This is a genomic window from Pseudomonas sp. WT-JTC (assembly GCF_056711565.1).
The window spans coordinates 4131381-4152298 of record NZ_CM160042.1 but is presented as its reverse complement, the minus strand read 5'-3'; the positions used below and the strand labels follow the sequence as shown (position 1 = coordinate 4152298).

General features: G+C 59.0%; 18 protein-coding genes and 1 pseudogene. 12 read left to right on the top strand and 7 right to left on the bottom strand.

All coding sequences use genetic code 11. From position 1 onward, the window contains the following. Positions 1 to 510: 510 nt before the first annotated feature. Together AC06G5_RS18875 and AC06G5_RS18870 are read right to left on the bottom strand one after the other, a co-directional pair. Positions 511 to 2076, bottom strand: a complete 1566-nt coding sequence (locus tag AC06G5_RS18875; protein ID WP_480459908.1) for an aldehyde dehydrogenase (NADP(+)) — start codon at positions 2074 to 2076, stop codon at positions 511 to 513. Then, the gene (locus AC06G5_RS18870) at positions 2076 to 2708 is read right to left on the bottom strand and encodes a cysteine hydrolase family protein (RefSeq protein ID WP_413428841.1); all 633 of its coding nucleotides are present in this window, start codon (positions 2706 to 2708) and stop codon (positions 2076 to 2078) included. The genes AC06G5_RS18875 and AC06G5_RS18870 overlap by 1 nt, the downstream gene beginning before the upstream one ends. A 98-nt stretch (positions 2709 to 2806) precedes the next feature. Between AC06G5_RS18870 and AC06G5_RS18865 the strand changes: the two genes are divergently transcribed. Beyond that, on the top strand, positions 2807 to 3334 hold the full coding sequence (locus AC06G5_RS18865) for a winged helix-turn-helix transcriptional regulator (protein WP_413428842.1): 528 nt from the start codon (positions 2807 to 2809) through the stop codon (positions 3332 to 3334). A gap of 182 nt (positions 3335 to 3516) precedes the next feature. Further along, complete coding sequence (locus AC06G5_RS18860) at positions 3517 to 3969, top strand: cupin domain-containing protein (protein WP_413428843.1); 453 nt, start codon at positions 3517 to 3519, stop codon at positions 3967 to 3969. 174 nt (positions 3970 to 4143) lie between these two features. Here AC06G5_RS18860 and AC06G5_RS18855 read toward each other — a convergent pair whose 3' ends face one another. Together AC06G5_RS18855 and AC06G5_RS18850 are read right to left on the bottom strand one after the other, a co-directional pair. After that, positions 4144 to 4563, bottom strand: coding sequence for an organic hydroperoxide resistance protein (locus AC06G5_RS18855; RefSeq protein ID WP_413428844.1), 420 nt, complete (start codon positions 4561 to 4563; stop codon positions 4144 to 4146). A gap of 231 nt (positions 4564 to 4794) precedes the next feature. After that, positions 4795 to 5679 (bottom strand): LysR family transcriptional regulator, encoded by an 885-nt coding sequence (locus tag AC06G5_RS18850; RefSeq protein WP_480458044.1) that lies wholly within the window; start codon positions 5677 to 5679, stop codon positions 4795 to 4797. A 166-nt stretch (positions 5680 to 5845) separates the two neighbouring features. On the opposite strand from AC06G5_RS18850, the gene AC06G5_RS18845 reads away from it, so the two are divergent. The 6 genes from AC06G5_RS18845 to AC06G5_RS18820 all read left to right on the top strand — a co-directional run bounded on the left by AC06G5_RS18845 (position 5846) and on the right by AC06G5_RS18820 (position 12847). Beyond that, entirely contained in the window at positions 5846 to 7294 is a 1449-nt protein-coding gene (locus tag AC06G5_RS18845) for an MFS transporter (protein WP_413428185.1), read from the top strand. Positions 7295 to 7451: 157 nt separating this feature from the next. Beyond that, complete coding sequence (locus AC06G5_RS18840) at positions 7452 to 9455, top strand: aminotransferase class I/II-fold pyridoxal phosphate-dependent enzyme (protein ID WP_413428186.1); 2004 nt, start codon at positions 7452 to 7454, stop codon at positions 9453 to 9455. 27 nt (positions 9456 to 9482) lie between these two features. After that, positions 9483 to 10265 (top strand): transporter substrate-binding domain-containing protein, encoded by a 783-nt coding sequence (locus AC06G5_RS18835; RefSeq protein WP_413428187.1) that lies wholly within the window; start codon positions 9483 to 9485, stop codon positions 10263 to 10265. 147 nt (positions 10266 to 10412) lie between these two features. Continuing rightward, positions 10413 to 11126, top strand: coding sequence for an ABC transporter permease (locus tag AC06G5_RS18830; protein ID WP_413704510.1), 714 nt, complete (start codon positions 10413 to 10415; stop codon positions 11124 to 11126). An 18-nt stretch (positions 11127 to 11144) separates the two neighbouring features. Continuing rightward, the gene (locus AC06G5_RS18825) at positions 11145 to 11843 is read left to right on the top strand and encodes an ABC transporter permease (protein ID WP_413704511.1); all 699 of its coding nucleotides are present in this window, start codon (positions 11145 to 11147) and stop codon (positions 11841 to 11843) included. Beyond that, positions 11843 to 12847 (top strand): DMT family transporter, encoded by a 1005-nt coding sequence (locus tag AC06G5_RS18820; RefSeq protein WP_480458040.1) that lies wholly within the window; start codon positions 11843 to 11845, stop codon positions 12845 to 12847. Before AC06G5_RS18825 ends, AC06G5_RS18820 begins: the two co-directional genes overlap by 1 nt. Here AC06G5_RS18820 and AC06G5_RS18815 read toward each other — a convergent pair. Beyond that, positions 12803 to 13288: pseudogene (locus tag AC06G5_RS18815) on the bottom strand (TetR family transcriptional regulator C-terminal domain-containing protein); the annotation flags it as partial. The gene AC06G5_RS18820 and the pseudogene AC06G5_RS18815 overlap by 45 nt on opposite strands. Before the next feature lie 170 nt (positions 13289 to 13458). Here AC06G5_RS18815 and AC06G5_RS18810 point away from each other — a divergent pair. After that, a complete protein-coding gene (locus AC06G5_RS18810; protein ID WP_480458038.1) occupies positions 13459 to 14475 on the top strand; it encodes a M14 family zinc carboxypeptidase in 1017 nt (338 codons plus the stop codon). An 82-nt stretch (positions 14476 to 14557) separates the two neighbouring features. Here the strand turns inward: AC06G5_RS18810 and AC06G5_RS18805 are convergent, their stop codons facing one another. Further along, positions 14558 to 15316 carry a hypothetical protein gene (locus AC06G5_RS18805; protein ID WP_413428191.1) on the bottom strand — a complete coding sequence of 253 codons (759 nt, stop codon included), beginning with the start codon at positions 15314 to 15316 and terminating at the stop codon, positions 14558 to 14560. Positions 15317 to 15580: 264 nt separating this feature from the next. Beyond that, positions 15581 to 15877, bottom strand: coding sequence for a DUF6124 family protein (locus AC06G5_RS18800; RefSeq protein WP_480458036.1), 297 nt, complete (start codon positions 15875 to 15877; stop codon positions 15581 to 15583). A 588-nt stretch (positions 15878 to 16465) separates the two neighbouring features. Between AC06G5_RS18800 and AC06G5_RS18795 the strand changes: the two genes are divergently transcribed. From AC06G5_RS18795 to AC06G5_RS18785, 3 genes are all read left to right on the top strand, one after another. After that, on the top strand, positions 16466 to 16927 hold the full coding sequence (locus AC06G5_RS18795) for an HvfA family oxazolone/thioamide-modified RiPP metallophore (protein ID WP_480458034.1): 462 nt from the start codon (positions 16466 to 16468) through the stop codon (positions 16925 to 16927). A 274-nt stretch (positions 16928 to 17201) separates the two neighbouring features. Then, positions 17202 to 18539: a phospholipase D family protein gene (locus AC06G5_RS18790; protein WP_480458032.1), complete on the top strand. Its 1338-nt coding sequence runs from the start codon at positions 17202 to 17204 to the stop codon at positions 18537 to 18539. A gap of 468 nt (positions 18540 to 19007) precedes the next feature. Beyond that, positions 19008 to 20891 carry an AAA family ATPase gene (locus AC06G5_RS18785; protein WP_480458030.1) on the top strand — a complete coding sequence of 628 codons (1884 nt, stop codon included), beginning with the start codon at positions 19008 to 19010 and terminating at the stop codon, positions 20889 to 20891. Positions 20892 to 20918: the final 27 nt, after the last annotated feature.

Sequence of the window (20918 nt, the reverse complement as noted above, 5' to 3'; positions counted from 1 at the left end):
AATTCAATGAACGGAATTACATTGTAGGAGCGAGCTTGCTCGCGATGGACGTTAACGAAAACGCGAGCTTGCTGGTTAAGCGCGGCGCTCTTGAGTCCATCGCGAGCAAGCTCGCTCCTACAAGACAACGCAATGGCATTTTTCGTCTATTGACCGTCCACAAGGCGTGCCCTCGCCACAGAAATTCAATGAACGGAATTACATTGTAGGAGCGAGCTTGCTCGCGATGGTCGTTAACGAAAACGCGGGCTTGCTGGCTAAGCGCGGCGCTCTTGAGTCCATCGCGAGCAAGCTCGCTCCTACAAGACAACGCAATGGCATTTTTCGTCTATTGACCGTCCACAAGGCGTGCCCTCGCCACAGAAATTCAATGAACGGAATTACATTGTAGGAGCGAGCTTGCTCGCGATGGTCGTTAACGAAAACGCGGGCTTGCTGGCTAAGCGCGGCGCTCTTGAGTCCATCGCGAGCAAGCTCGCTCCTACAAGTCAACGCAATGACATTTTTCGTTTATTGACCGTCCACAAGGCGCGGCAGCCCCAAAGGATTGCCCTCGCGCAGGGGCTCTGGCAGCAGGGCATCCGGAAAACCCTGGTAGGCCACCGGGCGCAGGAAGCGTTCGATGGAGGTCATGCCCACTGAGGTAAAGCGGCTGTCGGATGTGGCCGGAAACGGCCCGCCATGCACGGTGGCAAAACACACTTCCTGCGGATGGGCGAAGGCGTTGACCACGATGCGCCCGGTACGTCGCTCCAGGGTTGGCAGCACGCGACGGGCCAGGGGCAGATCGTCCTGCTCAAGATGCAGGGTCGCGCTGAGTTGCCCCTTGAATGAGCGCGTTACCCGTAGCAACTCATCCTCATCCCTGACCTTCACCAGCAGCGCGGACGGGCCGAATACCTCCTGTGAAAGCGCCGGTTCGGCGAGAAAGCGCTGGCCATCGACTTCGAACAGCGCCGAGCGGCCATCGACTTCAGCCGTGGAGGTCGAGCCAACGGCGACGAGGCGGGCGCCGGCGTTCTCCATGTTGCAGAGTCCCTTCAGGTACGCGCCATGGATGCCCGGAGTCAGCATCGTGCGTGCCGGAGCCTCGCTCACGCGTTTGTTCATGGCGTGGCGCAGTGCTGCAAACCCTGCACCTTCGATGGCAATCAGGATCGCCGGTTTGAGGCAGGCCTGGCCGACGTTGACCAGCATGCGTTCGGCAAACCCATCGCCGATCTGCGCACCGCGTTCGGCGAGTGCCCGGGGCAGGATGAAGGTCGGGTTGACGCTGGTCATTTCGGCGAAGACCGGGATCGGCTCGAGGCGTTGTTGCGCGCGCCGATACAGCGCCATGCCACCTTGTTCGGAACCGGTGAAGGTCACGGCCTTGATCAGCGGATGATCGACCAGCGCTTCGCCGATGGCATTGCCGCTGCCACGCACCATGGAGAACACGCCTTCGGGCAGTCCACAGGCTTGCACCGCCTCACGAATGGCGCGGGCCTGAATTTCCGAGGCACCGGGGTGCGCGTTGTGCGCCTTGAGAATCACGGTCGCGCCGGCTGCCAGCGCCGAAGCGGTATCGCCACCGGCCACCGAGTAGGCGATGGGAAAGTTGCTCGCACCGAAGATCGCCACCGGGCCGATGGCGATTTTCTGCAGGCGATGGTCCATGCGCGGGCGTGGCTGGCGCTCGGGCTGTGCAGGGTCGATGGCCAGTTGCAGGAAACGCCCCTTGCGCACGACATCGGCGAACTGGCGGAACTGGGTGGCCGCCTTGGTTGCCTCGCCTGCCAGTTGCGCCTCGGGCAGGCCGGTTTCCAGGGCGGCCCGTGCCGCCAGCGCCTCGCGGACCCTGTCGAGGTTGTCGGCGATGCACTCGAGAAACGTCGCCCGGGCGGCGAGCGAGGTATGGCTGTAGACATCGAACGCCTCGTCGGCGAGAACCGCGGCGCGGTCGACGTCGGCCACGCTGCCCAGCGCAAACGCCGGTTCAATCGGCTGGTTTGTCGCGGGATTGAGCGCCTTCAGGGTGCCTTCGCTGGCGGCGACATCGCTGGCGCCGATCAGCAGATTGCCAGTCAACTGCATCACGCACCTGCCTGTGCCAGTACGGCAACGAGTTCTTCGGTAGTCACGATGGAATGGGCGAACGTCGGTCCGTTCAGCTCATGGGCGGAATGCATCATTTCCGGCTTGAAGGCCGCGGTTGCGTCGCGTACCAAGGTGACGTGATAGCCGAGTTCCTGAGCGTAACGGGCGGTTGCCTCGATGCAGGTATTGGCCAACAGGCCGACGATGATCACGTGGGTGATACCCTTCTGCTTGAGGCGAAAATCGAGGTCGGTATTGGCAAAGCCGCTCGACCCCCAATGTTCCTGTACGACGATGTCGCCGTCCTTCGGTGCGAAGTCGGGGTGCCATTCGCCGCCCCATTCACCGCGTGCGAAGTGATGCATATGCATGATCTTGCACTGGGTGGGGCTTGGGTGGTCCCAGTTTTCATAGTCGCCTTTTTCCCAGCGGTGGTGCGGTACGATGACCACTGGAATATTGAGCGCGCGTACGGTGCGATCGAGCGTACGCAGGTTGTCGAGCAGACCGACCTGCTCGGCGATTGGCTCGATCAAGGGATAGATCTTTCCGCCATCGGAGAGAAAATCATTGTAGGGATCGACCAGCAGATAGGCAGTCCGGTCAAGAGGGTAGGTAGCGTTGGACATGACGGTTCTCCGCAAAATATCCGTGGATGGTGAAGTGTAGTTGCTCGGAATTCACGCAGATATGATAATCATAGTAACTAGGAAAGAGGCAATACCGCATGTCGGTGAAAAAAACCGTTTCTGAAACCCTGTGTCCGATTTCCCGGGCCGAATCCGTCGTGGGCGACCGCTGGACGGTGCTGGTGCTGCGCGAACTGTTCATGGGCAGCCATCGTTTTGACGACATCCAGGTGCAGACCGGCGGTACGCCGCAAATGGTCGCGGCGCGTTTGAAAAGCATGGAAGCGGACGGAATCATCGCGCGTCGGGCCTACAGCGAACGGCCAAAACGCTACGAGTATCACCTCACGGAAAAAGGCGACGCGTTCTACTCGGTGATCCTGGCGCTGCGGGCCTGGGGCGAAACCTGGTGCAAGTCGCCCGAGGAAGGGTTGGCGGTGGTGTATACCCACCGCAGCTGCGGCGAGCCGGCCGGACTCGGACCGTTGTGCGTGCATTGCGGGCAGCCCTTGCGCCGCGCCGACCTGATCAGTGAACCGAGTGTTGCCTATGTCGCCGAACGCAACGCCCGGCGCGAAGCGTTCAAGGGCAGTCGCGCGGCCGATTCGGGAGCGGCGGGGGAGTAGACCAGCGACGTGCCCGCAGCGGTGGGTTTGTATCAATAGGTATCGGCGACGCCTGCCGTTACCCGTGCATACAAAACCGCCGTTTCCCGACACCCGGGCGATACACGGCGGCCTTCAAATGGAACCACCGGCATCGCGCCACTTTCGGCGCGGCCTGGCGTGGTTCAACTGGAGGAAAGACTATGTTGCGTACCCACACCCGTCACACCCTCGGCAAGCTTGGCATGATCCTGGCCGCGGCAGGGCTTGCCAGCGCAGCGAGCCTCGCTCAAGCCCAGGAAGCACAGCCGGCCCCGGCGATGAAAAGCTGGCAGCAGGGCCTGCATCGCACCGACCTGGTACACGAAGACCTGGGCGCCGCCGATCGCGAAGTCCTGCAAGTACTCGTGGACTTCGATTCCGGTGTGACTTCGCCCAAGCATGCCCACCCGGGCGTCGAGGTGGCACACGTGATCAGCGGCACCTTCGAGTATCAACTGGAAGGGCGGGCACCGGTGACGCTCAAGGCCGGTGATTCGTTGTACATTCCCGCAGGCGTCGCCCATGTGGCGAAGAACGTGGGTGGGGGCAAGGCCTCGGAACTGGCGACCTACATCGTGAAGAAAGGCGAACCGCTGCTGATCCTGAAGGAGTAGGCAATGTAGGAGCGAGCTTGCTCGCGATGGTCGTTAACGATAACGCGTGCTTACTGGCTAAACGCGGCGCTCTCAAGACCATCGCGAGCGAGCTCGCTCCTACAAGCAATTTTGGTGTTCAAGAGGCCTGGCCTGACCGGTATCAAGACGTCAGGCCAGGCTTTTCTGCATCGGTCAAACCAGATTGATTTCGACGTCGATGTTGCCGCGCGTCGCCTTGGAGTACGGGCAAGTCTGATGCGCCAGTTCCACCACCTTGCGTGCGATGGTCGGGTCCAGGCCCGGCAGGCTGACATTCAGACGGGCTTGAAGGAAGAAAGCGTTTTCGGACTTGCCCAGATCGATTTCGGCATCCACCGCAACGTCGCTCGGCAAGGCCACTTTCAGCGCGACGCACGCTTTGCCCATCGCCCCGATGAAACAAGCCGACCAACCCGCCGCCAGCAGTTGCTCAGGATTGGTACCGGCACCCGAAGAGCCGGGAGGCGAAAGCTTGATGTCCAGGCGTCCATCGGTGCTGCGTGCCTGACCATCGCGGCCGCCGGTGGTGTGGGTCTTGCCGGTGTACAGCACGGTATCGATTGCATTGATCATGGTGGTTTTTCCTGTCAGTGGGTCGCTGGAATGCTCGGAAAACCTGCGCTTTCCGATGCGCCCCACTTTTTCATTGCCATGTACTGCCTATATGTCCTGAACCTGGCGGATTTGTATCGCTGTGTAAGGTGGCCGGGGGAAATACAGTTCGATACAAAGCGCTTGAATGCCTTCGACCGGGGAGGGTGTGGCGGTCAAGCCTGGCGTTTCACACTGAATTTTCCGGTGGCGTTATTGACTGCAAACCTCCCACACGCACCCGCGCAGCCAGCGATGCGCCGGGTCGGCGTCCATGCGCGGGTGCCACAGCATCGAAACCGTGATCGGTGGCGTGGCGAACGGCAGGGCAAAGCAATGCATCCCCTGGCACAGGTTGCCGACGTGCCGCTCCGGTACGCTGGCGACCAGGTCGGAAGCCCGCGCCAATGCAATCGCGGAAGAGAAACCGGCAACGATGGTGACGATGTCCCGCTTCAGTCCCAGCTCATTCAAGGCGTCGTCCATGACGCCTTTTTCGTGACCCCGGCGTGAAACCAGAATGTGACGGGCGTCGGCATAGCGCACAGCTGTCATTGCACCTTTTGTCAGTGGGTGATCCTTGCGCACGACGCCAATGAACCGATCGCGAAACAGCATCCGGGTGCGTACTTCCGGGCTGGTCGATTCGCCGATCACACCGGTTTCCAGGTCCACCGAGCCGTCACGCAGCAAGGTGCTGTCCTTGTTCAGCTTCTGCACGAAATTCAAGCGGACACCGGGCGCCTCCTGGTGGATGCGTGCGATGAGCTGCGGTCCGAAGTTTTCCACGAAGCCGTCGCTGGTGCGCAGGGTGAACGTGCGGGTCAGTTGATGGAGATCGAGCGCCTCGGCGGGGCGCAGGACGGCTTCGGCGTCCTGCACGAGCACACCGACGCGTTCACGCAACTCCAGCGCCCGAGGCGTGGGAACCAGCCCGCGCCCGGCCCGCACCAACAGCGGATCACCCGTGGTTTCGCGCAATCGCGCCAGCGCCCGGCTCATGGCCGACGGGCTCAGGCGCAAACGCTGCGCCGCCCGGGCCACGCTGCCTTCCTCCAGCAAAACGTTCAGGGTGATTAACAGATTCAGGTCTGGCATCGGAAATACCTGTGGGAGCGGGCTTGCTCGCGAATGCGGTGTGTCAGTTGACACGTGTATTGCCTGACACACCGCTTTCGCGAGCAAGCCCGCTCCCACATGGGTTCGTCGCTATGTGGCGTCTCGTGCATGAATAAACTGCAAATGCTGCGTCTTCCGCCATGTTATGGCCGAGCTTAGGCTTGGGACAACCTATTTGCGGAGTCGCGAGAGAATGAAGTCCATATCGATTCGGGGAGCCTTGGCCAGCCTGTCGTTATCCATGTTGCTGTCGTCCCTGGGCACCAGCATTGCCAACGTTGGCCTACCGGCATTGGCCGAGGCGTTTTCAGCGTCGTTCCAGGCCGTGCAGTGGGTGGTGCTCGCCTACTTGCTGAGCATCACGGTGTTGATCGTCAGCGTTGGCCGGCTCGGCGATCTCATTGGGCGGCGCCGGTTGCTGCTGATCGGCATTGCGCTGTTTACCGTTGCCTCGATCCTGTGCGCAATGGCGCCCGGTCTGTGGCTGTTGATTGCTGCCCGGGCGTTACAGGGCATCGGCGCGGCCACCATGATGGCGTTGTCCATGGCAATGGTGAGCGCGGCAGTGCCCAAGGAAAAAATGGGCAGCGCGATGGGCGTGCTCGGCACGATGTCGGCAGTCGGCACTTCCCTGGGGCCGACACTTGGCGGCGTGCTGATCGCACAAGTGGGATGGCAGGGGATTTTTCTGCTCAACGTACCCTTGGGTGTCCTGGCGCTCGGGCTTGCCTGGCGCTTTTTGCCAGTGGATCGCCACGAGATGACGTCCAATCGGCCAGACTTCGACGCACTCGGCACGCTGGTATTGGTCCTGACCCTGCTGGCCTACACGCTGGCCATGACCCTTGGGCACGGCAGCTTCGGCCCGCTCAATACCGCGCTGCTGCTGGTCGCGGTGATCGGCTTGATCCTGTTCGTGTTGGTCGAGCAGACGGCCACGTCGCCGCTGGTCAAACTGACGATGTTGCGCAACCCGCGGCTGAGCGCAGGGTTCGCCATGAGCACCCTGGTGACCACGGTCGTCATGGCCACCCTTGTGGTCGGCCCGTTCTATCTGTCGGGTGCGCTGGGTTTGAAGGCGGTGAGTGTCGGGCTGGTGATGTCGGCCGGCCCGCTGGTGGCGGCATTGGCCGGTGTGCCCTGCGGGCGGCTGGTCGACCGACTGGGCGCGCAGCGTTCGAGTGCGGTCGGGTTGATTGCCATGTTGGCCGGCGCAGCCATCCTGCCGGCCGTGCCGATGAGCCTCGGCGTACTCGGCTACCTCGCGCCGCTGGTGGTGCTCACGGCCGGCTATGCGCTGTTCCAGGCGGCGAACAATACCGCCGTGCTGTCGGACATTGCGCCAGAACAACGTGGCGTGATCTCCGGTCTGCTCGGTCTGTCACGCAACCTGGGGTTGATCACCGGCGCTTGCGTGATGGGCGCGGTGTTCGCCTTCGCCACGGCCAGCAGCAACATTGTGCAGGCACCACCGGAAGCGGTCGCGCAGGGGATGCGGGTCACGTTCGCCGTCGCGGCGGCGCTGGTTGTCGTGGCCCTGGTCATCGGCACGCTCAGTCAATGGGGGTCACGGCGCCTGGCAACCTCGTGCTGAAAAACGGCGCGACTGTCGTGAAAACGACCTGTTTGCGCTGAACGCGAAGCCTCGCGAGTTTTCTGTTGAACGAGTGTTCAGTCTCGACTATGTTGGGGGCCACCTTCCCCCGGCTGGTTGCGGGCTTGCGTTTCTTCAATTCGAACGAGGCACTGGCATGCGGTTTTCACCCTTTGTTGAGCGGATCAGTGGCCAAGGCGTTGCCGCCTGGGATATTCACTACGCGGCCAATGCGGCGCAGCGCAACGGCGAGGACGTGATCATCCTCAGCGTCGGCGACCCGGATTTCCCCACCCCCGATTTCATTACCGACGCCGCCATCCACGCCTTGCGCGAAGGGGATACCCACTACACCGAAATCGCCGGCCGCCAGGCCCTGCGCGAGGCCATTGCCGCCCGCTACAGCCGGTTGACCGACCGCGAACTGCAGGCGTCCAACGTCATTCTCACGGCCGGTGCGCAGAACGCGTTGTTTGCCACCTCAATGTGCCTGCTTGGTGCCGGCGACGAAGTGATCGCCTTCGATCCGATGTACGTGACCTACGAAGCGACGCTCAAGGCGTCCGGCGCCACGCTGGTGCGGGTGCCCTGTGCGGCGGACTCGGGTTTCCGCCTCGATGCCGCCGTGTTGGCCAAGGCCATTACCCCGCGCACCCGGGCGATTTTCTTCTCCAACCCGAACAACCCCACTGGCGTGGTGCTCAACCGCGAAGAGCTGCAAGCCATCGCCGACCTCGCCATTGCCCATGACCTGTGGGTGGTGGTCGACGAGGTCTACGAGAGCCTCGCCTACGAGCGCGAACACCTCAGCCTGGCAGCGTTGCCGGGCATGGCCGAGCGCTGCGTGGTGATCGGCAGCCTGTCGAAATCCCATGCCATGACCGGTTGGCGCATCGGCTGGGTCGTGGCCAACGAAGCCCTGGTCAATCATGTCGAAACCCTGGTGTTGAGCATGCTCTACGGCCTGCCCGGGTTTGTCATGGAAGCGGCGCTCAAGGCCGTGCAGGCCTTTGATGAAGTCACCCACGGCATGCGCGAGATCTATCGTCGGCGCCGCGATCTGGTGGTGTCCGGCCTGGCCGATTGCCCGGGCATCAGCGTGCTCAACCCCGATGCCGGCATGTTCGTGCTGGTCGACGTGCGTGCTACCGGCCTGACGTCGCTGGAGTTCGCCTGGCGCCTGCTGCGCGAAGCCGGTGTCTCGGTGCTGGATGCGGCGGCATTCGGTGAGCCGGCCCAGGGTTTTGTAAGGCTTTCGTTCACCCTGAGTGAAGAGCGACTGGCCCAGGCATGCCAACGCATTCGCGACTTTGTCCGGGTGCTGAACGGCGAAGCACCGAGGCCAGTGATCGGCACGGTGACCAGTACCGCAACCGTCGAACCGGCAGCGGCCAAGACCATGATCGAGGTCGATCGCCTGCACAAACGCTTCGGCAATATCGAAGTGCTCAAGGGCGTTTCCCTGACCGCCCGCGAGGGCGAAGTGATCTCCCTGATCGGTGCCAGCGGCTCGGGCAAAAGTACCTTGCTGCGCTGCATCAACATGCTCGAAGTGCCGGACCAGGGCCGTATCCTGGTCGATGGCGAAAGCATTCACCTCAACCAGAATCGTCCCGGCGCACCGCTGGTGTCGGACGCCAAACAGCTGGTACGCATCCGTTCCAGCCTGGGCATGGTGTTTCAGAACTTCAACCTCTGGCCCCATCGCACGGTGCTGGAAAACCTCATCGAAGCGCCGACCCAGGTCCTGCGTGAAAGCCGTGCGGAGGCCACCGAACGGGCCGAAGCCCTGCTCGAACGCGTCGGGCTTGCGGCCAAGCGCAACGAGTACCCGGCGTTTCTCTCCGGGGGACAGCAACAACGGGTGGCCATCGCCCGGGCCCTGGCCATGCGGCCCAAGGTCATGCTGTTCGATGAACCCACCTCGGCACTCGACCCGGAACTGGTCGGGGAAGTGCTGCGGGTGATCCGCTCCCTCGCCGAAGAAGGCCGGACCATGATTCTGGTGACTCATGAAATGGCCTTCGCACGCGATGTCTCTTCCAAAGTCGCCTTCCTGCATCAAGGGCTGATCGAGGAAACCGGTTCGCCGGACGAAGTGTTCGTACACCCACGCAGCGAGCGCTGCCGACAATTCGTCAACGCTCATCAGACTCGCTAACTCATCATAAAAAGACGGGAAAACAACATGGGAAATCGACGTTTTGCAAACTGGTTGACCGGTGCGGCCTGCGTATTGCTGGCTGGCATGAGTGCGGCACAGGCGCAGCCGATCAGGTTCGCGGTGGCAGCCGAACCCTATCCGCCGTACACAGAGAAGCAGGCCAACGGTGAATGGAAGGGCTTTGAAGTCGACCTGATCCACAAGCTGTGCAGCGAAATGAAAGCCGATTGCGAGATCAAGGAAGTGGCGTGGGACGGCATCATTCCGTCGCTGCTGGCGAAGAAGATCGACGTGATTTTTTCCTCGATGTCGGTGACCGAAGAACGCGAAAAACAGATCGCCTTCAGCAAGGCCTACTACGATTCGGCGATTGCCGTGGTCGGCCCGAAAGAGTCGTCGGTGAAGAAGTACCCGGATGACCTCAAGGGCAAGATCATCGGCGTGCAGAACTCGACCGTGAGCGCCAGTTACCTGAAGACCTACTACGAAAAAATCGCCGACGTTAAGTACTACGACACCCAGGACTCGGCCAACGCCGACCTGATTGCCGGCCGCATCGACCTGATGATGGCCGACGGCACTGCCATGGCCGCGTTCGTCAAGACCCCGGATGCCAAGGACCTGGCCTACCTCGGCACCGTGCCATATGACCCGATCTTCGGCAAAGGCGTGGGCGCTGGCTTGCGCAAGGACGACACCGAACTCAAGGCCAAACTGGACAAGGCCATCCAGCAATTGCTGGCGAGCAAGGACTACGACGACCTCTCCCAAAGCTACTTCGGCACCAGCGTGAAACCTGCGTTCTGACGACTGGTTAAACGCAGATCCCCTGTGGGAGCGGGCTTGCTCGCGAAGACGGCATCACATTCAGCAATGATGTCGACTGACACACCGCTTTCGCGAGCAAGCCCGCTCCCACATTGGGGGGTGTGAGGTCCGCAACTGGAGAGTGAAATGCCGGCAATGTTCGATCTGATCAATTTCACCGAACAGGGATGGGGCAGTGCGCTGTTGAAGGGGCTCTGGATGACCCTGCAGATTTCTGCCGGGGCCTTTGTGCTCGGGCTGGCCATCGGGCTGGTGGTGGCTTGCCTCAAGCTTGGCGCGCCGAAGCCGATTGCGGCGCTGATGCGCGGCTACACCACGTTGTTCCGTGCGGTACCGGAGTTGCTGCTGATCCTGTTGCTGTACTACGTCGGCTCCATGCTCCTCAATTCGTTGATGACCCGGCTCGGCTACGGCGTGGTCAATGTCAGCGGTCCGCTGGCCGCCATCGTGGTGCTGGGGCTGGTGCAGGGCGCCTACGCCTCGGAGATTTTCCGCGCGGCGATCCAGGCGATTCCCTTCGGCCAGATCGAAGCGGCCAAGGCGTTCGGCCTGAGCGGTTTCGGCCTGTTCCGTCGGGTCACGCTGCCGATCATGGCGCCTTACGCCATGGCCGGGATGGCCAACCTGTGGATCAACCTGATCAAGGACAGTGCGCTGATCAGCGTGGTCGGCACCAACGAGCTGCTGTACACCGCCAAGCAAGGCGCGGGGTCGACGCGCCACTATCTGTTGTTCTACCTCACGGCTGCCGCGTTGTATTACGCGGTGACGCTGGCGTCGAACTACCTTTCGGGACGGTTGGAGCGACGCATTCGTCGCTGGATGCCTCTTGTTGACTGAACCGGCAGAGAGAATGAAATGATTCCAGCGTGGATAGTTGAATACGCGGCACTGTTGGGCCGGGGGCTGCAAACCACCCTCGCGATCCTGTTGGTTTCCAGTGTGCTGGGTTTTGCGTTGGCGATCCTGGTGGCGCTGGCGCGGATCTCGAAAAACAAGGTGATCGCCAAGGTCAGCCTGTTCTACACCAGCGTGACCCGCGGGACACCGTTGCTGATCCAGATCTACATTTTCTACTACGGCCTGGGCAGCCTGTTTGCCCAGTTCCCGCTGATTCGCGGCAGCTTCCTCTGGCCGTACCTGCGCGACGGATACTGGTACATCGTGTTCGCCCTGGTGGTGTCGGTCGGGGCTTATGTCGGCGAAGTGATTCGCGGTGGCCTGCTGGCGGTGCCGAAGGGCGAAATGGAAGCGGCCTCGGCGTTTGGCATGACCGCGCGCCAGTCCTTGCTGCGGGTGCGCTTGCCCCGGGCGATGCGCTTGTTGCTGCCGACCCTGGCCGGGGAAACCGTGATGCTGCTCAAGTCCACGGCTCTGGCCTCGACCATCGCCGTGATCGACCTGCTCGGCGCCGCCAACGTGGTCCGCGCACAAACCTTGCAAGTGTACGAACCCTTGCTGCTGGTGGCCGGTGTGTATGTCTGCCTGACGTTCCTGATCGAAGCGCTGTTTGCCTTTGCCGAGCGGCGTGGGACGCCCGTGCGCAGGTCAGCCTGATGAGTTCGCCAAGAGTGGACCGCTCGCTGCAGGGCATTGGCCTGTGCACGTTGGGTTATGCATTCCTGTCGCTGCAGGATGCGGTCATCAAGTGGCTGGTGGCCGACTATTCGGTGGTCACCATTCTGTTCTGGCGCGCCGCCGTGGTGGTCGTGGCAGTGTTGCTGGCGGGGCGTTTGCGCGTTATCCAGCAGGCCTGGCACTCACCGAGCCGGCGCCTGCTAGTGGTGCGCGGCTTGCTGTCGATCGTGGCCTGGGTGCTGTACTACACGGCGGCCAGGGACCTGACCCTGGCCGAGATGACCACGTTGTACTTTTCCGCGCCGATCATGGTCACGGTGCTGGCGGCGGTGATTCTCAAGGAGCGCGCCAGCGGCTGGCAGTGGTTCAGCCTGATCGTCGGTTTTGTCGGGGTGGTCATTGCCTGTCGCCCCGACAACATGACCGACCCGTTGCCGATCGTCCTGACCCTGCTGGCGGCGATGTGCTGGGCGTTCACCTACATCCAGTTGCGCCAGGTGGATGAGCAGACGTCAGTGCTGGAGCAGATGCTGATCACCAACGTGGTGTTCGTGATTTGCATGACGGTCGCGTTGCCGTGGACCCACACACCATCGCCGACGCCCGCCTGGCTGGGCATGCTCGGCGCCGGCCTGGTGGGCGGTATCGGCCAGTTCCTGTTGTTCGCCAGTTTCCGCCGCGCCACCGCGACCTTGCTCGCGCCGTTCGAATACACCGGGCTGATCTGGGCGTTTGCGCTGTCGAGCCTGGTCTGGGGCACGCTGATGGATACGTCGCTAATGATCGGTGCCGGGCTGATCGCGGTCAGCGGCACCCTGGCGATGATCTTCGGCCGGCACTCGTCACAGGACGTCGTCGGTGCCGAATGCTCCGTGACGCAGCCCCTTTATCCAGCAACGGCAGATATGGAGCCCGTTGGCGGCGCTGAAGGTCTCGGGGTTGAGGCACCACTCGAGCCAGAGACCGTCGAGCATCGCCGATAAGCCGATGGCCGCCAGGCGGGTGTCGTGAATCACGAAGCCTTCGCTGGCCGCCAGCCCGTCGAGCAACTGGCGGATCAGGTCAAGGTAGGCGCGGTAGCTTTTTTCGTGGGACTGGCTGACGTGATCGGAGTGGCGGATCAGGCTCCAGAACACCACCCACACGCCGAGCAGTTTCGGGTCCATGACCCTGGGCGAGAACGAGCCGACCAGGAAGGCATCGATCTTCTGCGCAGGTGTTTCGGCCTGCTCGATTTCCAGCAGCAGGGCAGCGGTCAGTTCGCTCGCGAGCCGCTGGTAGGTTTCAGCGATCAGGGCCTCGATGCTGCCGAAGTGATGGTTGAGCAAACCCACGGACACCCCGGCCTCGGTGGCAATGCGGCGCACGGAGATCCCGGCGTGACCGTCGCGGCCCAGGCAACGCAGGGTGGCAGCCACCAGCATTTCGCGGCGGTCATCGGGTTCGGCGCGGCGTTTTTTTGGGGCATCGGCTGTCACGAGGCTGTCCTTGGATGAGGTTCCACGTTGCCGAGCTTAGTTGAACGTCTGTTCAATCACCAGCATCGGCAGTAGCGATACAACGTTTTCAACGTTCATGACCGGAGGGAAAGCCAATGCCGCAGGATCTTTCATTCAGCGTTCGCAACAACAATGGCGACGCCGTGCAGGTCGGCGCCTGGCGTTATGCGGGCGATGGCAGCGGGCCGAACGTGCACCTGCAAGCCGGCGTGCACGCCGATGAAATCGCCGGGATGTTGGTCCTGCATCTGCTGATGCAACGGCTTCAGGTCGCCGAGGCCCAAGGCCGGCTCAAGGGCAACATCACCGTGGTGCCGCAGGCCAATCCGCTGGGCATCGGGCAGTTTCGCCAGGGGCGGATTCTCGGTCGCTATCACGACGCCACCGGGCATAACTTCAATCGCGCATTCGACCAGTCGGCGGCCATGGAGCGACCTTCGACCTGCGTCCAGGAGTGGCAGAAAAAACTGGTGCAACTGGCCGCCCCGGCCGATGTGATGCTCGACCTGCACACCGATGACGAGGCCTTGCCGTACCTCTACGTGCACCGCAGCTTCTGGCCCCGCGGCCGTGAACTGGCGGCGTCGATGAAGATGGACGTGGCGATCATCTGGGATGACGGCGGCGATGGCTCCTTCGAGGAAACCATCATTGCCCCGTGGTTGCGCGAAGGCGTCACCGCGCACCGCATGGCGGCAACCCTGGAGCTGCGCGGGCAGGGCGATGTCAGCGACCGTTTCGCGCAATCGGATGCCGAAGGGCTGTACAACTGGTTGTGCAGTTATGGCGTCATCAATGAGTCAGTGACGCCCGCCGACTGGCCTGTCGAGGCGGTGGAAATGGGCCACATGGAAACCATCATCGCCCCGCAACCCGGCGTGCTGATCTTCGAAAAAGAGCTGGGGGATTTCGTAGAGGAAGGCCAGCGCTTTGCGCGGATCCTCAGGACCCCGGGCGATCCATCCTCCGAAGTGGTGCTGCACGCCGAGCAAGCGGGGCGGCTGGTGACGCGCTATCGCGACCGCCTGATAGCCCAGGGCATGGGCGTGGCGAAATTCACCGGCAGTCGGGTGTCGCGCAACTGGGGTGGCGGGTTGCTTGATCCGAATTGAGGGTTTGAGCTTCAGGCCTGAAGATATGTGGTTGCGGCTGCTGAGTCAGAAGGCTTCATGAGCAGCCGCTTTACCCTGTTACCTAGTGCATGGCGACGTCGGTGAACTTGAGCATCAGATACTCACTGTCTTTATCCTGAAAACCCAGTTTGATCGCTGGGGTTTTGCTCAACTTGCTGTTGCTTTGCTGAAACAGCAACGTCACGCGTGTTGGTACGTTGCGAACCAGCTGAAACTGTCTGGAGTAGTAGTCCTCGACTTGGCCGACTCGAATCGATTCCGGTTTGAGCGGGCCACCAGACTCGTCGAACATCCGTGTGCCATCTTCGAAGCGAAAGATGCGGTCCACATTGAGGTTGGTGAGTTCGAAGGTGCAGGTTGGCAATCGCCCGATATTCTCGCAGCCCAGCAGCTCAAAGCGGACGTTGTCCAGAACCTCCATGCGTTTTCCGAGCAGGTTGTTGCCTTCGTTTTCGACCATTTTGGATTGAACCTTGGCAAACTCGAACGACGGTTTGGCGTATTCAGTGCCCAGGATGAAGAAGCCAAAAGACAGGCCAATCACCATGCAAAACTGCAGCACCCCTCTGATCACAGGCGTGAAATTACGGATCTGCCAGCCAATGGAAATGGCGCTCAGCAGCAGGAATGTACTGACCACCAACACCACGCTCTTCCAGCTGATGAAGCTGAAGCCGAACACGCTTGGGTCCGGAACGGCGTAAGTGATCAGCCCCCACAGGCCACTCAGTACAACACCGAGGCCTGCCATGCCACGGGTGATCAGCGAAGTGATTTTTTGCGTGCGAGTAACGGGTGCGAGTAAATCCTGCTGAGGCATCAACGGTGCCAACTCCTTGTTTTGTAGCCGGGTCAGCCGTCCTTGAGGAGCGGCGGGCTATTGCAGTAGAAATCCCTGGGATGCCAAGGCAGGCGTCAATTGTGGCATGTTGCCACTATCTAGTCATCGGCCCAGCCCTTTTTTACCGGACCACCCAAATCCCTGTGGGAGCGAGCTTGCTCGCGATGGGCCGCGCAGCGGTCCAAAAAAGTGATAGCCGCACAGCCCAACGCGAACAACATCACTCCTCACAGCAGACGGCATCTACTCAGGCGGATCAATCCGATCCAGCACCCGGTTTGCCGTGATCTCCGCCAACATCACGCTGTTGGAAATCCCCAGCAGGGCATTGCGCGATCCGCCGTCCAGATGATCGACCAACTGGTGCACCATCACATCGACCGAGGCCAGCGTCTCGACCAGATACACCATCAGGGTTTCGGTATCGACCTTGGGGTCCACGGTAAACAACGTGCCGGGTGTACGTGGAGTGGCTTTGATGTCGGAAATCGATGGGGATGTCGGATCGGTGTCCGGCGGGTTGGGGGTGACCTTGAACATGGCTGTCTCCGCTTCATGGTTGAAGCTGCCACGTTCGTTTCCAGACGAAGAGGTGGCAGCTGTGCGCAGGCTGGAAACCCGGGGAAACGGCAACCCGGTAGACCCGAAGGTCTCCCGCGCACAGCCGCCATAACGGAGTGCACACTTAAAAGCGCGCAAGCATAGGTTATGAAGGGCGCAGTTGCGCCATTTTCATTTCGGGGTTTCCAGACCCGACCACTGATGGGCAGTGGCGCGGAAACGATAGAGACCAGGGGCAGGGCGCACAAGCCGGCGGATTCTGGCGTAACCGTAGGCAACGACGCAAGGTGTTGTGGCTTTCTGGAAATACCCTACAACCTTTTTAAACATGCGCGCTTGCGGACATGAGCAACTGAGTATCGGCTTTCGTGTATCGCTGTGTATCAGGGCACGACATGCGCATACAGCCATACAAAACCATCACTTCACGGATACAGCCGGGATACACCACGGGGGCCAAATAGACCTGCCAGAACGAGATGCCCAACGCACCTCGCAACCAGGTTCATTAACCCTTGTGGTACGACCAATAGTGGTCCAGCCACGCCATTGATCCGGAGTATCAACATGTCTCGTATCCAGTCGAACAAAACCCGTATTGGCCTGCTCGCCGTTGCACTGGTCGGCGGTATCAACTTCGCTTCCACCGCGTTTTCCGCTGAAGCCTTGCCTCAAGGCTATCAACTGGCCTCTGCGGAGAAGACCAGCGAAGGCAAATGTGGCGAAGGCAAGTGCGGTGCCAACGAAGCCAGCGCGCAAAAGACCCAGGCCGAGGGCAAGTGCGGTGAAGGCAAGTGCGGCGATGCTTCTTTCGCCAGGACCGACGCCGATCATGACGGCCGCGTGTCGCTCAAGGAACTGCTGGCGGTGGCGCCCAAGGGCGCTGAGGAATTCAAGGCGATAGACACCAACGGCGACGGCTTCCTGTCCGAGGGTGAGACGTACAAGTACCGCACCAACCAGTTCATCTCCAACGGCAAGAAAGTACCGACCGAGCTGTACACCAAGTTGAGCCAGGCTAAAGACTGATCAGTCGCAATGAAAAAAACCTTCCTGCGTTGATGCGCAGGAAGGTTTTTTTGCGTGGGTAGTACTGGTTTGGTCGTCAGGCGCGAAATTGCACTGCACTTGACCACCGGTTGCATCGGATTTAACCAGCAGGCTTTGTGAGCATGACCGGCAGAGAGCGGCCAGAAGCGTTCGTTCTACGAACCAATCAAAGCAGCCAGTATTTTTTGACGTCTATCTCCATGTTAATGGGAATTCTACTCGCCTAGTAATCCCTTCCAACGGAAGACCTGCTGTGTCCGCTCAAATCTGGCGTCAGGCCCTTTGCATGAGAAGCGCCCGACTGAATTGCGTGATAGCAAACGGACAGTACTCTTCAGTAAGATCCATTAATAAGCAAGTCAACGGTGGGTTGCTTGAAAATGATGACGATGAATCAGAAGAGAAAAAAATGAAGCTCATCACGACAGCCATAGACCTAGAAACAAACCTTCAACGGCTTATCAAGAGCTACTCAAATATTTCCATTGGGGTCGCGTGGGCTTCAGCCTCAACGAAGCCCTACGAGCTTCTCTTGAAGCATAAGGACAAGATTCGGGTTGGAGTGATCGGAACCCACTTCTACCAGACCCACCCTGACGTGCTGGACAACTTCCTCCAGTCCAACACCGTCAAGTTCGTACTGCAACCCAAGGGCGTATTTCATCCAAAGGTGTATCTCTTCTGGAGTAACCATCAGTGGGAAGCCATCATTGGTAGCGCCAACTTCACCGCCGGTGCCCTACACGAGAACACCGAGCTTTGCACTCTTCTTTCCCATGAGGATGGCAATCACCTCAAGGACCTGCAAGCCCTTATAGAAGGCTATTCTGAGCGAGCCAAATCCATCACATCAATCGAAGCTGCTAACTACCGGAGAATCTGGAAGGCCAAGCAACCTGAGCTTCGCAAGCTGATGGATCACTACGGCGATAGGCCGCCGACCAAATCAGCTATCGAGTCCGAAGTGATGGGTATGGACTGGCCAACGTTCCTGGCTGAACTTAAGAAGGACAAGTTACATGGCTTCGATGACCGCTTGGATCTCTTGGACAAGATCCAAAAGGTTTTTGCAAGCGTGCCTCACTTCAAGGACGTTGATGCTCAAACTCGGCGTGCGATTGCAGGGATCCCAAACAAGGTAATGGAGCATGCAGCCTGGTTTGGCTCCATGAAGGGTGCGGGTGTATTCAAGAACGTAGTCATTGAAAGTCCTGAATTTCTATCGACTGCTCTAGACCAGATACCTTCCGCTGGTACTGTCACCAAGGATCAGTACCAGCGCTTCATTGCCGAATACTTGAAAGCCTTCCCAAATGGACGCGATGGCATAGGCACGGCAACCAGGTTGCTCAGCATGAGGCGACCAGACCAGTTCCTTTGTGTTGATAGTGCGAACCTCAGAAAGCTGGCCAAAGACGTTGGTATGACCAATTCCACACAGCTTGACTACGACCGCTATTGGGAAGAAGTCGTTGAGAGAATCATGAATGCACCGTGGTGGAAGTCAGCACCACCGAAATCAGGCAAAGAGCTCAAAGCCTGGAGGGCAAGAGCGGCCATGCTGGACGCTATCTTTTACGAACCAAAGTAAATATTGAGGTCGACGACGCCTTCAAGATGATCAAGCGAACTGACTAGACTAGCAACGGTTGCGTCTGCAGCCGTCGCTCTCAGCACCATCCGCTTTGGGTTGTGGATTCAACCGGTCATTGCAGCCCTTCGCGACAGGCAGCAATCGGCCAGATATTGACTGTGGAAACACGTGAAATCGGATATAAGGCAACTGCTGCTGATAGCGTCCTATAAGCCGAGAGCCGACCTACGGCTTTCTCTGATTGCCTAGCGTTAAGTTCCGAAGCTACGCAGGGGGAGCGTAGACGCCGTAAAGGCTGAGCTGTAGCTTAGCGAGCAAAGAAAAATCAAAAGAGGCACGACTGGGCCTGTGCCTTAGCTCACCTAGCGTGTTGCTAGGATTGAGCACGGGTTCAAGGCTTGCAGCAACGTGGGACGCAGGCGCTTGGATCGGTTATCGGCATTTTCGTAATACAGGAGTTTTTCAGTGGACATCGAGCGGCTACAAGTTGAAGGCGGATTTCTGGATGGTCTGGATCTTAGGTTTTCCGACGGTCTTAATGTAATCATCGGCGCGAGGGGCACTGGAAAGACTTCGGTAATCGAATTAATTAGATATGCATTTGCTGCTCGCAGCCACACCGTGGAAGCCAAAAACCGTTCGCTTGACCACGCGAGGGCAGTGCTGGACGGCGGAGAAGTGACCGTCGTGTTAAATAATTTAATCGATGACGTCACCGTTTCGCGCACTGCTGACGAAGATCAGCCACGCTCAACTGCTCGTTTCGTTGCGCCGATTGTACTCTCGCAAACTGAAGTCGAAACTCTAGGGCTCAGCGATGCGGGACGTCTGTCACTTATTGACGGATTTATCAACGGGCGTACGAGCATGGCTGCTAACGAAGCCTCTGTGATTAGTTCGATAAAAAGTATTTATAAAGAGGTATTAGCGGTCGAGACAGAGATCTCTTCATTATTAGATGAGGTCATTAAGGTACCGAGCTTAATATCGCAAGTGCAGGATTTTGAGCGGCAGCTTCGGGAGCTTCAGGGAGATTCGATTGAGGTAGCAAAAAAGCAAGAGGAATCTTCGCTTCTTACCGAAGAGCTTGCAGCCGCTTCCGCTCGTGAAGACATTGTGGCTCGTTTCGAAAATCATGCTTCCGAATGGAAAACGAAGTTAGATGCGCTGCTTTCTGAAAATTATGGTCCAGATGCATGGCTCGGCGAGCCAGATAAAGATCCAGTTAGTGACCTTCGCGGTGTATATGAGCTTGCCATTTCAAAAATTTTTGACGCTTCGAAAACCTTTGAACAGATTGAAGACGTGTCTAAATTGAGACGTGAAGAGATTTCCTCTAAACACTTTGACATGGAGCGTAAAGCTAGAATCTTACGACTGGAGCTTGATAAAGTTTCTGAAGGCACCGGAGCATTGAGTCGCAACATATCGATCATTAAAGCGCAGATTGCTCAAATTAATACCCGCGAAAGTTTATTGGGAGAACGTCGAAACAGATTGGAAGCGCTCCGCAAACGACGTGACGAGGCTGCAAGTGAGTTGGAAGACCTTCGACTTAAGCGTTACGCACTTAGATGCGAAGTGGCGAATGCCATTAATCAAGCGCTAACACCCTATATAAAAGTAGAAGTCGAACAGTCATCTCAGCTGGGGGAATATTCTAAGGCGCTTACTGATGCACTCAAGGGTAGTGGCATTAAATACAATGATCTGGCTTCAAAAATTTCAGAAAATATTAGTCCTCGAGAACTTGTTAAGGTCGTTGATAACGGTGGATTTGAAGATCTTTCAGATTTGGTGGATATACCGAAAGAGCGTGCAGCTAGGGTGGTAGCGCAGTTGCGGGAATTCGGCTTGGCTGACATATTGACTTGCGACGTTCAAGATGACGTTAGCATGAGCCTTCTCGACGGCGTGGACTACAAGGACGTTTCCGCTCTGTCAGCTGGTCAGCGGTGTACAGTTATTCTATCTATTGTTTTGCAACACTCTGAAAGAGTTTTGATAATTGATCAGCCGGAAGATCATTTAGATAACGCCTTCGTGACTAAAACAATAATAAAAACTCTGAACAATCGAAAGGGACGGGGGCAGATCATTTTGTCTACGCACAATGCCAACATCCCTGTATTAGGTGAGGCGGACTTAATCATTGAATTGACGTCTGATGGCAGAAACGGCTTTGTCCAAGTCAATAAGCCCTTAACCCATCCAGAGGCAGTTAACGCTATTACTACTGTAATGGAGGGGGGGCTGAAGCGTTCGCTACCCGTGCAAAATTTTATCAAGAAAACTCATTGTGATGACGCGAGAGCAGGCGACTGCTTCCCTTTTCAGCAACTCAGTTGATGAAAGGCTGGAAGCCGCTCGCTACTT

Coding starts and splice junctions, on each gene's coding strand:
- AC06G5_RS18850 (WP_480458044.1), bottom strand. CDS start 5,679: ATGCCAGACCTGAATCTGTTAATCACCCTGAACGTTTTGCTGGAGGAA.
- AC06G5_RS18810 (WP_480458038.1), top strand. CDS start 13,459: ATGCCGCAGGATCTTTCATTCAGCGTTCGCAACAACAATGGCGACGCC.
- AC06G5_RS18855 (WP_413428844.1), bottom strand. CDS start 4,563: ATGATCAATGCAATCGATACCGTGCTGTACACCGGCAAGACCCACACC.
- AC06G5_RS18870 (WP_413428841.1), bottom strand. CDS start 2,708: ATGTCCAACGCTACCTACCCTCTTGACCGGACTGCCTATCTGCTGGTC.
- AC06G5_RS18865 (WP_413428842.1), top strand. CDS start 2,807: ATGTCGGTGAAAAAAACCGTTTCTGAAACCCTGTGTCCGATTTCCCGG.
- AC06G5_RS18805 (WP_413428191.1), bottom strand. CDS start 15,316: ATGCCTCAGCAGGATTTACTCGCACCCGTTACTCGCACGCAAAAAATC.
- AC06G5_RS18875 (WP_480459908.1), bottom strand. CDS start 2,076: ATGCAGTTGACTGGCAATCTGCTGATCGGCGCCAGCGATGTCGCCGCC.
- AC06G5_RS18800 (WP_480458036.1), bottom strand. CDS start 15,877: ATGTTCAAGGTCACCCCCAACCCGCCGGACACCGATCCGACATCCCCA.
- AC06G5_RS18840 (WP_413428186.1), top strand. CDS start 7,452: ATGCGGTTTTCACCCTTTGTTGAGCGGATCAGTGGCCAAGGCGTTGCC.
- AC06G5_RS18820 (WP_480458040.1), top strand. CDS start 11,843: ATGAGTTCGCCAAGAGTGGACCGCTCGCTGCAGGGCATTGGCCTGTGC.
- AC06G5_RS18860 (WP_413428843.1), top strand. CDS start 3,517: ATGTTGCGTACCCACACCCGTCACACCCTCGGCAAGCTTGGCATGATC.
- AC06G5_RS18795 (WP_480458034.1), top strand. CDS start 16,466: ATGTCTCGTATCCAGTCGAACAAAACCCGTATTGGCCTGCTCGCCGTT.
- AC06G5_RS18825 (WP_413704511.1), top strand. CDS start 11,145: ATGATTCCAGCGTGGATAGTTGAATACGCGGCACTGTTGGGCCGGGGG.
- AC06G5_RS18830 (WP_413704510.1), top strand. CDS start 10,413: ATGCCGGCAATGTTCGATCTGATCAATTTCACCGAACAGGGATGGGGC.
- AC06G5_RS18835 (WP_413428187.1), top strand. CDS start 9,483: ATGGGAAATCGACGTTTTGCAAACTGGTTGACCGGTGCGGCCTGCGTA.
- AC06G5_RS18845 (WP_413428185.1), top strand. CDS start 5,846: ATGGCCGAGCTTAGGCTTGGGACAACCTATTTGCGGAGTCGCGAGAGA.